Source organism: Salmonella sp. SSDFZ69, assembly GCF_004010755.1.
GTDB lineage: Bacteria > Pseudomonadota > Gammaproteobacteria > Enterobacterales > Enterobacteriaceae > Salmonella > Salmonella enterica.
On record NZ_CP034831.1, the window covers coordinates 3,837,146 to 3,848,766 of the forward strand.

12 protein-coding genes and 2 pseudogenes are annotated in these 11,621 nt (G+C 47.9%); 2 read left to right on the forward strand and 12 right to left on the reverse strand.

Going from position 1 to position 11,621, the window contains the following annotated elements; genetic code table 11:
• Positions 1 to 8 precede the first annotated feature (8 nt).
• The 7 genes and pseudogenes from nhaA to EOS98_RS19075 form a co-directional block, all read right to left on the reverse strand.
• Entirely contained in the window at positions 9 to 1,175 is a 1,167-nt protein-coding gene (nhaA, locus tag EOS98_RS19045) for a Na+/H+ antiporter NhaA (protein ID WP_000681340.1), read from the reverse strand.
• Positions 1,176 to 1,337: 162 nt separating this feature from the next.
• A pseudogene (locus tag EOS98_RS25170) lies at positions 1,338 to 1,565 on the reverse strand (arylsulfatase); the annotation flags it as partial.
• Positions 1,487 to 1,744 (reverse strand): aryl sulfotransferase, encoded by a 258-nt coding sequence (locus EOS98_RS25175; RefSeq protein ID WP_126524299.1) that lies wholly within the window; start codon positions 1,742 to 1,744, stop codon positions 1,487 to 1,489. The gene EOS98_RS25175 and the pseudogene EOS98_RS25170, both read right to left, overlap by 79 nt.
• Positions 1,745 to 1,862: 118 nt before the next feature.
• Entirely contained in the window at positions 1,863 to 3,116 is a 1,254-nt protein-coding gene (locus EOS98_RS19060; protein WP_000457885.1) for a hypothetical protein, read from the reverse strand.
• 17 nt (positions 3,117 to 3,133) lie between these two features.
• Positions 3,134 to 4,330, reverse strand: a complete 1,197-nt coding sequence (locus EOS98_RS19065) for an anaerobic sulfatase maturase (RefSeq protein WP_126524300.1) — start codon at positions 4,328 to 4,330, stop codon at positions 3,134 to 3,136.
• A gap of 103 nt (positions 4,331 to 4,433) precedes the next feature.
• On the reverse strand, positions 4,434 to 5,927 hold the full coding sequence (locus EOS98_RS19070) for a sulfatase (protein ID WP_000754366.1): 1,494 nt from the start codon (positions 5,925 to 5,927) through the stop codon (positions 4,434 to 4,436).
• Between the two features lie 20 nt (positions 5,928 to 5,947).
• Positions 5,948 to 6,712 carry an outer membrane protein OmpK gene (locus tag EOS98_RS19075; RefSeq protein WP_000052612.1) on the reverse strand — a complete coding sequence of 255 codons (765 nt, stop codon included), beginning with the start codon at positions 6,710 to 6,712 and terminating at the stop codon, positions 5,948 to 5,950.
• A gap of 454 nt (positions 6,713 to 7,166) precedes the next feature.
• On the opposite strand from EOS98_RS19075, the gene EOS98_RS19080 reads away from it, so the two are divergent.
• Positions 7,167 to 7,463 (forward strand): 5'-nucleotidase C-terminal domain-containing protein, encoded by a 297-nt coding sequence (locus EOS98_RS19080; protein WP_126524301.1) that lies wholly within the window; start codon positions 7,167 to 7,169, stop codon positions 7,461 to 7,463.
• Positions 7,464 to 7,670: 207 nt separating this feature from the next.
• On the opposite strand, the pseudogene EOS98_RS24730 reads toward EOS98_RS19080, so the two are convergent.
• Positions 7,671 to 7,850: pseudogene (locus EOS98_RS24730) on the reverse strand (arylsulfatase); the annotation flags it as partial.
• Between the two features lie 770 nt (positions 7,851 to 8,620).
• Here EOS98_RS24730 and EOS98_RS19090 point away from each other — a divergent pair.
• Positions 8,621 to 9,070, forward strand: coding sequence for a winged helix-turn-helix domain-containing protein (locus EOS98_RS19090; protein WP_064013435.1), 450 nt, complete (start codon positions 8,621 to 8,623; stop codon positions 9,068 to 9,070).
• A 99-nt stretch (positions 9,071 to 9,169) separates the two neighbouring features.
• Here the strand turns inward: EOS98_RS19090 and EOS98_RS19095 are convergent, their stop codons facing one another.
• From EOS98_RS19095 to EOS98_RS19110, 4 genes are all read right to left on the reverse strand, one after another.
• On the reverse strand, positions 9,170 to 9,457 hold the full coding sequence (locus EOS98_RS19095; RefSeq protein ID WP_000839833.1) for a hypothetical protein: 288 nt from the start codon (positions 9,455 to 9,457) through the stop codon (positions 9,170 to 9,172).
• 38 nt (positions 9,458 to 9,495) lie between these two features.
• A complete protein-coding gene (locus EOS98_RS19100) occupies positions 9,496 to 10,341 on the reverse strand; it encodes a DsbA family protein (RefSeq protein ID WP_000291393.1) in 846 nt (281 codons plus the stop codon).
• Positions 10,342 to 10,404: 63 nt separating this feature from the next.
• Positions 10,405 to 11,136: a fimbrial chaperone BcfG gene (bcfG, locus tag EOS98_RS19105; protein ID WP_077950170.1), complete on the reverse strand. Its 732-nt coding sequence runs from the start codon at positions 11,134 to 11,136 to the stop codon at positions 10,405 to 10,407.
• Positions 11,102 to 11,620 carry a fimbrial protein BcfF gene (locus EOS98_RS19110; protein WP_001243232.1) on the reverse strand — a complete coding sequence of 173 codons (519 nt, stop codon included), beginning with the start codon at positions 11,618 to 11,620 and terminating at the stop codon, positions 11,102 to 11,104. Before EOS98_RS19110 ends, bcfG begins: the two co-directional genes overlap by 35 nt.
• Between the last annotated feature and the right edge of the window lies 1 nt (position 11,621).

Here is an 11,621-nt window from a genome sequence, read left to right on the forward strand (position 1 = left end):
CGTACTGGTTATGCCGGAGCGTTCAAACGCGCGCGCAACCAGCTATACCCCACCACTGCGGAGAGCAATGAACCAATCAAAATGCCCAATTTCGCCCAGTTAATAAGTTCCGGATCGACATTGCCAAATGCCAGGCTGGCGATAAAGATGGACATCGTAAAGCCAATGCCACACAAAATGCCGACCGCCATGATTTGCTGATAAGTGGTCCCCTGCGGCAGATGCGCCAGCTTGAAACGCAGCGCCAGCCAGCAAAACAGGCTAATCCCCAGCGGCTTACCAATCAGCAGACCGGCAATAATTCCCAACGGCAGCATGGAGGTCAGACCGTCAATCGTGACGCCCTGAAGAGAAACGCCGGCATTCGCAAAAGCGAAGAGCGGCAGGATCAGGTACGCGACCCACGGGTGCAGAACATGCTCCAGACGCTTGGCCGGCGAGCGACCGTGTTTTTCTTTCAGCGGAATAAAGAAACCGACAATGACGCCTGCCAGCGTCGCGTGAACGCCGGACTTCAGTACCGCCGTCCACAGCACTGCCCCGACCAGAATATATACCCCTGTCCGTCTGACGCCGCACAGGTTCAGCAGCGCCAGCACGGCAATCGCGAACGCCGCCACGCCCAGCGAGACGATAGAAAGATCGCTGGTATAAAACAGTGCGATAATAACGATGGCGCCGAGATCATCGATGATCGCCAGCGCCATCAGGAAAATTTTCAGCGCCAGCGGAACCCGGCTGCCCAACAGCGCCAGCACGCCCAGCGCAAAGGCGATATCCGTCGCGGCAGGAATAGCCCAGCCCTCGCGAGTGACCGGATCGGAGTAATTAAAGGCCAGATAGAGCAATGCCGGTACAATCATCCCGCCGATGGCGGCAATCACCGGAAAAGCGGCCTGGCGCAGACTGGCTAACGAGCCTTGCATCAGTTCACGCTTAACTTCCAGGCCAATCAACAGGAAAAACACGGCCATCAGCGCATCGTTGATCCACAGCAGCATGTTTTTGTTGATTTCAAGCGCCCCAACCCGTAGCTGAACCGGCGTCTCCAGAAAATCATGATACCATCCACTGGTCGCGCCCATATTGGCCATCAGCATAGCCAGCGCAGCGGCGATGATGAGAATGATGCCCCCAGAGGCATCGCTGCTAAAAAATCGGTGCAGATGTTTCACTTTTTATTCTCTCAATCAGGTGAATTCTTCGGATCTACTATCTTACCTCGCCTGACTCATCGTTAAAATTAGATTATATATGATGAATAGCTCGTTTTTTACGAAATGAAGTCCGACTTACGCCGGACCTTTTTAGTGCAGTCAGTCATTGATGATAGACCGCTACGCGTACAGATCCATTTTATACACCCGGAAACTGGTAATATCGTAGCGATAGCCTTCCCCGTTCGTTTCCGCGTTTTTGTAGTAACCTGACGTCATGGTCGCTTCAAAAAGCACGGTTTTCTCCGTAGGCGCAATCTCCTGTAAAATTAGCAGCCCCATCGCCTCACTGCCCGCCTGCGGATCGATAATATCGCTCTCACCAGGCTGGCAAGAGATGGCGCGGCCATAAACGGATTAAGAATAATCAACGCATTTTGTACTGTATTACTTTCTGTAATCTGGCTGAGGCTGTGCTCATAAATCGCCGTATGGTTGAGCACCATCGCATTTTGCTTATCAATCCTCTGATTGACGGCAAGACACGGGCCAAGAAGCGTATTCTTTTGATGTTTGAACGGCCCCATGATCTCTCCAGTATATCGTTGTCGTTCCTTGCTGGAACAACGAAATAGATACGCTGGAGAGGGGTGGGCTGATAATCAAAAGCCATCGACTCAGCTCTATCACACGGCATGCGATGCGTTATCCGACCTTACGGGATTGATTATATTCATACTTCAGATAATCCAGCGTTGCCGTCACATTTGCCGGTGACAAACGATTAAGCTGCGCCAAAAAAGGATGCGCATACAGATAATTAATGAACGCCGTCGCGCCTTGTAACGTAGCATAACGTTGCTGGGTAATTTTTTTATTACCGGTGAGATTACACACCGCCATAGCATAATCGCGGGTAGAAAAAGTACGCCAGACATTGTTACGGATACCGCCGCTTAAAAACAGGCGTGGCGGAATATCTTTTTGCAGCGGCGTCGTACCGCGTTCTTTGACAAATGAAATATGGCAACGGCCCTGATGGACATGCGGCATATTCGCCATCATGCATCCCCCCAGAATAAAGCATTCATGATCGAGGTAATGCTGAACGTTTAAGGAGCGTTCGTCCGTCAGCATCCGCACCAGTTCAAAATGGCGGTAGGCAGGCAACACCGGCTTTACGATCATTCCGGAGTCATTCTTATATAACGAGGCCGGGCCGTAATCGATATCAAATAAAGTTTCGCGGCGCGCTGTAATCGCTTCCTTACGTTGCACCATATGCGCCAGCGTTCCCGGAGGTAGCCGTTCTTCATAATACGACTGATACTGCCAGGCTTTATCCAGCGGCTGTGCTGAATAATTTGACGAAATCGCCACCACCCTTCCGCTTTGTTCTTCTGCCGTCACCAGAACATACAGGCTGCTGTCTCCACCGTTATAGTTCACCCGGAAAGCGCGGGTGCTGAGTGCGATATCGAAGGCCGGAAACTGCTGGCATCGCTCGGCAAGGTTTGCATTACGGGATAGTTTAAACAGCGCCCGGTTAAGGCCTGTGCTGTCTAATTTCAGCTGTGAGCGGATCCCGGCAAGCGACGTCCCTTCCTCAATTAGGGTTGCCAGCTCGTCCTGTCGGCAATCGCTTTTTGCCTTTTCGGGGACGATGAACGTTTTCCGACACTGACTACACGCCATGCGGTGTTCGCCCTGAGTCGAGAAGCCGTATTTCTTTAATGAGGTGCTGCCGCAGGCAGGACACTGTTTGACCAGGCCTTTCCATCCCCGGTTTACCGTGTGGCGAAAAAGATTTAACGCCCCAGCGGAAATAACAGGAAACAGGAAACCACATTCCCGACAAAGAACATCTTTTCCCTGGCGGACATAATCCGGACTGTTCAACACGCCCAGATTTTTACATCCCGGCGTTTTACAGCAGTCCACATTAATATTGGCAAACATGCGTTCCTCCTTGAGCATTACTTAAAAAAAACAGACCGGATCTCCGCCGGTGACAGGTTATTTACGTAAAGGGTTTTCATCGCTTTCATCATCGGCGCGGTATGAGAGAAAAAGCACTGATAGCCGGCACAAAGATAGTTTTGCTTCATCGGTCCACAAGCCGAAGGCAAAAAGCGGTGTTTAGGGCAACCGCCATAACAGGCGAATTGCCACGGGCAGGTATGGCATTCCTGCGCCATCGTGCGGCTTTTATCGAGACCAAACTGCTGGTTTTGCGCGCAATTATTCATCTGACGCAGCGGCGTGTCATTAATATTGCCGAGCTTATATTGCGGGTAAACGAAATGATCGCAGTTATACACATCGCCATTCATTTCCATTGCAAAAGCGCTACCGCAAACGGGCGCAAAAACGCAAACCTGAGGGGGGAGTCCACACCATGCCGCCAGCGTTTGTTCAAAGAGTTGAATGCCGATATCACCAATATCTTCGCGGATCCAGATATCAAAAATGGCATTCAGGAACTTTCCAAACTGTAATCCGTCCACTGACCAGGGGGTTACTGCGGTTTGCTCGTCCTGCGGATGCGCCAGCATTCCGTCTTTATTTGCCGCTCTTTCCACTAGCGGAATAAACTGCATATAGCGGCTGCCGATAGATTTCAGATACGCATAAACCCGCTGCGGGTGCAGCATATTGCTCTGACTCACCACCGTGAGAGTATTAAATTCAACGCCATGACTCGCCAGGCATTTTATCGCCTGTTCAACTTTATGATGGGTAGATTGCCCTGCGCGAGTTACCCGCCATTCGTCGTGCAGCGCCGCATCGCCATCAATCGAAATACCAACCAGAAAGTCATGCGCCCTGAAGAATCTCGCCCATTCATCATCAATCAGAATGCCATTGGTCTGAAAAGTATTAACGATGGCTTTTCCATTAGCATAACGTTGCTGGAGCGCTACAGCCTGGCGGTAAAATGGCAGCCCCATCAGCGTCGGTTCCCCACCCTGCCACGCAAAAATCACTTCATCCACGTCCTGCGCCGCAATATGCTGTTGCACAAACAACGCCAGCGTTTCTTCCGTCATCTTGTAATGGTTTTTTCTATCGGGATAGAGCATTTCCTTTTCCAGATAGAAGCAATATTTACAATCAAGATTACACACCGACCCGGTCGGTTTGATCATTACCTGACAGCTTTTCCGTTGCATATTTTCCGTATCCCTAAAATAAAAGAACCTGACTCAGCACGAGGGCGCTGAATCAGGCGGGCAGAGCCCTAAGTGGCATACTTAATTTTTTATAATTATCCTTTTAGCCCCAGGTCACCGGCGTTGGTTTGTCGCCACGGGCTTTCATTAATGAGTCGTTATCGATGTCCTGTTTCATTTTCAGGAACTTGCCATACAGCTGTTTTTCAATTTCAGGCTGTTTGCCAATTTGGTTCAGCGTTTCGAACCGATCTTTTTTCAGGTTATAGAGGTATTTAGGTTTATTTTCACGATCGATGATCATTTTCCAGTCACCGTCGCGGATCGCCCATTCATCGGTCGGATCATCCTGGAACGGCATATCAATACCGAAGATCAGCGGCTTATTACGTTTTAACGTTTTCTGCTCCAACAGCGGAACCAGCGATTGCCCGTCGTATGTACGATCAGTAGGCAGTTTGAAATCCATCATGTTCGCCAGCGTCGGCATCCAGTCCAGACCATACACCGGCGTATCGGTAACGACGCCCTGTGGAATGTGTTTACCGTATTTGATAATTGCCGGAACGCGAATACCGCCTTCCCACAGGTTATCTTTACGTCCGCGCAGACCGTCAGTCTCGCCTGCGAGGTTCAGCTCGTAGACTTTACGCGCTTCACGCGTCACCGGGCCGTTATCACTGGTGAAGATGACAATGGTATTATCTTCTTCCCCCATCGCTTTAATTTTATCCAGTACTTTGCCGACTTGCGCATCCATATAGCTGATATTGGCGTAATATTCACCGGTACCGCGCCACGGTTTATCCGCCCAGTCGCCGTAGAACAGATCGGGATGCTGCTTCTGGTATTCGCTCATGTATTGTGAATACATATCGAGGTATTTTTTCGGCGAGGCCAGCGGGCTGTGAACTTCCGTAAAGGCAACGTATAAGAAGAACGGTTTGTCGTCTTTCTTGTTATCTAGCCAGTTCACCACTTCAGAACTGACAAATTCGCCGCTGATGCTATCGGCACGATCAATATGTTTGCCGTTACGCATCCAGCCGGTTGGGTGGACGACGCCGTAACGCGGGCGCTCTTTGGCATTATCCAGCGTAGCATCGGTCACAAAGCCAGCCGGGTTCACCAGAGAGTAATCAAAACCTAACTCTTTCGGCTGCGGCTGATCGGTACGATCGCCCCCGGCGTTGAGATGCAGTTTACCCATCATCGCGGTATCGTAACCCTGCTGTTTCAGCAGATTGGCTATGGTCAATTCGTTACGTCCAATAGAAACATTAGTACCTTCAGGGATCCAGGAGCGTACACCGGTGCGGAAGGGCATACGGCCTGTTAACATCCCGGCGCGGGAAGGAGAACACAAAGGAGCCGGCGCATAGTATTCAGTGAATTTGACCCCTTCTTTCGCCAGGCGGTCAATATTCGGGGTTTTCACTATCTGGTGACCGTAAGTCGCCAAATCACCATAGCCAAGATCATCTGCCACAATAAAAACTAAGTTCGGGCGTTTTTCGGCAGCCGCGTGCACGACAGATAACGTACTTGTCGCACAAAGCGCCAGTCCAATCATGCTGGCAATGACTGTTTTTTTCATTTCAACTCCTTTGATTTTATTTAAAATGAATATCCGACCATATAAATCATCTGGTCTCCATATCCGTCATAACCTAGTTTGTTCGCGAAATAACGATATGTCACAGTAGCTTTCCAGCGGGGATAAAATTTCCATGCCAGTGTTAATCCACCATTTAATCCATTTCGACCGAATTGCTGCTCCGTATAAGCGTCATTTCTATCTAGTTCGATTTCATTCCAGTCAGATAAAACAAAATCTTCACCAAATAAATTAAAATTATAGGCTGCAGTCCAGCCAATAACATAGCCATTCCAGCCGCTTGTCTGCCCATATTTCTGCGAGACATAATCACCAGATTGATTATGCAGACCAATATAGGGTTTGAAGAACCCCCAACTCCCGCTCCAACCTAAATACCCCGCTCCATAAAACATATCGAGGTCATCGCCCCATGAGTTATCCCATTGACCATATATCTTACCGAAGAAAGTATAATCTGAATCAAAGAGTCGTACATGAGTCATGGCAGAAACAGTATGATTTCTTCCAGCAACAGCGTGATTTAACACGTTGCTTTCAATAAATGAATAGAATTCTGCCTCTTTGAAATTGACACCAAAGTCAGCAGTTACTTTCCACACCTCCCCACGATGTACATTGACGAATCCACTATTCCAGTCAGCATAACCGGCATTAATTGATCCAAATGAATTCTTATATTCCAGTGCATGTACAGAATGGCTAAAAACAGTAGATATTGTAAGTAAGAGACTAAATAATACTGTTCGCTTTATCAGAGACATTGAATATATTTCCCATAGTTATATTTTATTCATCAATGAATATGTTTTACTCCGGTGTCGAAGTTTAACCAAATCTAGTTATAGAATAGTGATATAAATCTCACATCACGCAGGATAAAAGTATTTAAAAATAATGTGTCGAGAAATGTTTTTTTATAAAAAATAACTCAATGTTTATTATTAAATCAACACTTCATCTTTTTAGGTCATACCGCAGATTTAGTGTTGTACTAAGCTTTACCTTTTGGATAACTGATAGCAAAGATTGATGTGATTTGCCCCGCTGTTCCGTAACTCATGGGGTGATCCAAACGGTCATTTCCCCCTCAGGAGTGCAACTCTATCGCTGTAAGCAATACCTGAAAACCTGCCATCTCAGCCATCACTACAACGGTGCCCTCCATCACACTATTATTGATATGACGATGATTACCTGATCGTCGATGTTCTGAGTATGTATCCTTTTACTAACGACGTAATGAACGTGGAAGTTAGCGGTAACGATCTGAAGGCGATGATGTCTCATGCAGCCGCTCCGAAGAACAGCATGCTGCATGTGTCGAAAACGGCCAAATTCAAACACTACAACACAAAACCGCTGGGACAGCGTATTGTCGAATTTGATATCAAAGGTAAACAGGTCGCAGACAATACATTCAGTACCGTCGCGCTGGACTCCTTTATCGATAAAGGCCGTGGCGGATCTGGCTTCACGAAAGGTAAAAATGTCAAAGACATTAAAGGGCTGTAAACCTCGCAGGCAATTGCTGATTATATGGAACATATCAATAACATCGTTCCGGATCACACCATGCGTGTTGACGACATCAGTAAATAAAACAACTCTCATGCGGTCGTTATCCGGTGGCGGCAGATTGATATTATCTTCGCGGGAACGGTAATTACCGTTGTCAAAAACCAGAAACTCCACGATACCCGGTTCGCTGCTTTCAACTCAGACACCAGGATAAAGGCTTAACGGCGCGGTGCCATAAGGATTAAGGGTAATAACGGCATGTGTATATGTATTGTCCTCACGAATTTGGTCGAGGAGCTGTTGGTATATGGCGTTATGGTTTTGCACCATCGCGTTATCGGTATCAATTTTCTGATTCATCGGCGCTATTGGTGCAGGCATGGCGAGTGAGGACTGTTTGGTTTACGTACATAATGATCTCCAGACTATACGTTATGAGACTTCTGCAATGCAGAGGCAATTTCTCTGCCCGTCCAACGTAATATTCCGAAGATGTGCAGCATAGTTATCATGTATAACTCCATAACAAAAAAAATCATAAAAATATTTTATATCGCCATCAGCTCATAAAATTTCATCCTGAGAAAGCAAGCCATCATCGAATATTTATTTAGTTCTTTTTATCTATATCCTATAGCATCCATAAGACCGACCAACAGGCCGAAATAAACGTTATACCAGGTAACATAAATTACCATCCAAGCACATAAAAAATGCTTAACCTAAAATCATAGCAACACTTAATAAAATTAAAAACAAACAGCAGAAAAATATTATTTTTATGTCCTTTTTTGTAACTAACCGCATTTTCAAATTAATGAATCACAACAGACAATTCTCATCAACTGAATAAAAAATAATGATATACATATTATGTATCGCTCAAAAACATGGTTTGAGAATCCTTAAACGACGCGTTATATGTATACCTCATTAAATATTGATAAAACAGAATCAACATGCTTATAGAAAGAACACAAAAACAATAACATTTATTTCACTTAAACAATTTAGCCAATTTAATGACAGTTGATTTTTCAGGCCTGTCGCCCCAACCTATCCTTGCTCATAGCATAGCGGACACGTTGCAACGATGCTGACTATACGGAACAAGTGGGATGTCATGGCCTGAAAGCACAAATGGAGTAATCATGAGACAGCATAAAATAAATAATGAGTTTATTTACAATGAATCATTAAGGGAAATCACGTCCTTGCGCAGCAATGCAGCGTTCAAAATGACATTTATGCGGGCCCGGTGCCTGAGCTATTTAATAGGAAACGCACATCAGGAATTGATTATCCGTGAAGGTGTCGCGTACGCAGTTTGGGGAGAGCGAAGTCAATTTGTTAGCGATGCTAATTTGACACAACTTCTTTATCTGCTGCGACGAGATTTACAACAAATCGGGCTTTTCGAACTGTTTGTTACGCTCCCCAGGCAGGGGATAAAAATCGATGAAAGATTTATCATTGACGCTGCTGACATACCGCCACAAGCTATTCAACATCATACTCACCGATGTAATAAAATTATATCCATTGGTATTCCCACTCTTTTTTTATTGATCGTGCTTTTCTTTTTAGCGCCGTTTATCTGAAGATAAAGTCTGTAGACCGTGTCCCGGGAAGGTGAGAACATTTTTCATAATATCCTCACACGACACTGACGGGACACCATCTGCGGTCTGCTACGCGGTTCAGTCATAGACAATGCGTAGCACTGTTAATTGCTTATCTTCATCCAAATAATCTCGTTTTACCGTTGCATGAGGAGACGATATCGGCGTGATAATATTCTCGACAATAATATAACGTTCAACTCCCTCTTTATTATGGCATTGAATTTCTAAGGTTCCCACGTCATTCCAGCAGCCTGCCTCAACAACCGATCCCATAAAATGAATCTGAGCGGTCGGTTTCGCTGTCCCTTCATGAACGATAAAGGAAAGTAAAATCACCGGTATGACGCAACGCATAGACTTCATTTTACTTTCACTCCTGTGCGTTCTCCTCTGAGCGAATATCACCCCTTCGCTTTCTGAATCGCCATTTGCAACATATCCTGAGTCGTGCTTCCCGGGATCACGGTCACCCGTTTTACATCACCGTTTTGCGTCTGAGGCATGACGACAAAAGCAGGCGTGCCGCTAAAGTCCATATGCTGCGCCAGTGCCTGGTTAGTGAGGAGCGCATCATGTACTGCACCACTGCTTTGCGCTTCTTTTACGGCGGCCAGCTGCGTCGGCGTTAGATAATGTTGCGCCAGGGTATAGACATCGTGTTCCGTTAACGCGCCTTCCACCTTCCCTGTGGCATAAAGCGCATTATGCCAGTCGAGATATTTCGCCCCGCCCTGGGTAAGCCATACCTGTTCGCCGACTCTGGCCGCCAGTCCGGATACCGGCCAGCGGGAGGAAAAAATAGGAAACTCTTTGAAAATAAACCGGGTATCCGGGTTCGCCTTAATCAGGTTTTCGACCACAGGCGCCATTTTGCTGCACCACGAGCACTGGTAATCAAAGAACATCACCACCGCCGCTTTTGCCTCGTTGGGCCCAACGGAAGGACTGCTGCTACTGAGCAACTCAGCACGATACTGTAATGCCAGTTGAACATACGCCTGTTGTTGCGCAATCTGCTGACGCTGATGCAACGTCTCGCTGGCGGCGACCAAAAATTCCGGATGTTCGGCCAAATACGTTGCCACCACCTCTCCCACTTTATCCGGATGACTGACGATGTAGGCTTCCGCCGTCGGGCCAATTTGCGACGTCGGGGCAGAATCGGCGGCGATTGCCGAGGCGGATACGGCAACGCCTGCCAACGTCAACATCGCCAGTCGGGAAAGTTTTAACGCGTGATAATACATAATAAAAGTCTCGTTCGATAAGTTCGGAAAGCCTCCCGCTATCGGGAGACGCCTGAAAAAAAGTTAATGAATACGCGTCAGATCCACGGTTTGCGCTGTCATTACCCGCCCATAGTCATTAATACTTTGCCAGCGCACAGTGCAGCGAACCGTGTGCCGGCACCAGTCCGTTTGACGCGTTGCAAAGGGAGCCACGACCCCGGCGTTGTCCTGGGCGCGCTCGTTAGCGCGTAATAAAAAGAGCGTAACGTAATAGGGTGTCGGATTGCGTACCGTCGCGCCATCGGGGGTAAGCGACCAGATCAGATGCCGGTAGGCCTGCTGCGGATTGCCGGCGAGTCCCTCAGGGCGATAGAGCAATTTTAAAGCCGAACGAAACGCCATTTGTACACGGTTCGCTTCCGGTTTACCGGAGGGAATAGCGGCGATACTCAAGGTAAACAGACTTTCCCTGTCGGCGGGTAGCGGTGCGCCGGTATAAACCACCCGCATTGAGTTTTCCTGGCGCGCTGAAAGCATAAATAATGGCGGCGTGACTACGAAGGGCGTGATATTCCCTTCGTTTTTGGTTCCGGGCCAGCGGCCACCAGGTAAAATATGCGTATCGATTAACCAGGACGCTTCTGAATGGTTACTTACCGGTACGCTTAATGCCGGGGCGCCCGCATGATAGATAAAGCGAGTACCGCCAATTACCACGCCAGCCTGCGCCCATGATATGGGAAGCAAGCACCAATATATCGCGCAGCGTAAAAAGAGCTTATTCATAGGCAAGAATGAAGGTTGCGGAGGCATTGGCGTCCCCGGGCGTTACCGCGCCGCCATCGGCAAGATAACGCGCATAAAATTGCAGATGTGCCGACGCCTGGCCCGGACTGAGCGTCACCACATCACTCTCCTGCCCCAGTGGGATTAAGGTTTTATTTTGATCATAAAGCGCAATCCCAATGCCTGAAGCGTCGCTTTCCCCTGCGGTAAGCGCCAATAAATCCGTATTACGACTGTCCGCCGCACCGCTAAAACTGACCGTTACGCCGCTGGCAGTGCTGCCGCAGTTCTGTAAATCGATAGCAAAAGGTTGCCATGCGGAACCGTCGCCTGCGCGATAAAACTGCCGTTGAGAAACCGCGCCCATCGCCACGTTAATATTTTCCGAGCCTGGAGAGAGCGAACACGTATTGTCCGTGATGGTTCCGGAAACATAGACCCGGCCATCGTGCGCCTGGACGCCGGATGCCGCCAGCAGCATCCCGATGCCGTACAGGATATCGTTACGCATA

Excerpts from the sequence above, each read along its gene's own strand:
- EOS98_RS25175 (WP_126524299.1), bottom strand. The coding sequence starts at position 1,744 with ATGGGGCCGTTCAAACATCAAAAGAATACGCTTCTTGGCCCGTGTCTT.
- EOS98_RS19060 (WP_000457885.1), bottom strand. The coding sequence starts at position 3,116 with ATGTTTGCCAATATTAATGTGGACTGCTGTAAAACGCCGGGATGTAAA.
- EOS98_RS19065 (WP_126524300.1), bottom strand. The coding sequence starts at position 4,330 with ATGCAACGGAAAAGCTGTCAGGTAATGATCAAACCGACCGGGTCGGTG.
- EOS98_RS19070 (WP_000754366.1), bottom strand. The coding sequence starts at position 5,927 with ATGAAAAAAACAGTCATTGCCAGCATGATTGGACTGGCGCTTTGTGCG.
- EOS98_RS19075 (WP_000052612.1), bottom strand. The coding sequence starts at position 6,712 with ATGTCTCTGATAAAGCGAACAGTATTATTTAGTCTCTTACTTACAATA.
- EOS98_RS19080 (WP_126524301.1), top strand. The coding sequence starts at position 7,167 with ATGTATCCTTTTACTAACGACGTAATGAACGTGGAAGTTAGCGGTAAC.
- EOS98_RS19090 (WP_064013435.1), top strand. The coding sequence starts at position 8,621 with ATGAGACAGCATAAAATAAATAATGAGTTTATTTACAATGAATCATTA.
- EOS98_RS19095 (WP_000839833.1), bottom strand. The coding sequence starts at position 9,457 with ATGAAGTCTATGCGTTGCGTCATACCGGTGATTTTACTTTCCTTTATC.
- EOS98_RS19100 (WP_000291393.1), bottom strand. The coding sequence starts at position 10,341 with ATGTATTATCACGCGTTAAAACTTTCCCGACTGGCGATGTTGACGTTG.
- bcfG (WP_077950170.1), bottom strand. The coding sequence starts at position 11,136 with ATGCCTCCGCAACCTTCATTCTTGCCTATGAATAAGCTCTTTTTACGC.
- EOS98_RS19110 (WP_001243232.1), bottom strand. The coding sequence starts at position 11,620 with ATGCGTAACGATATCCTGTACGGCATCGGGATGCTGCTGGCGGCATCC.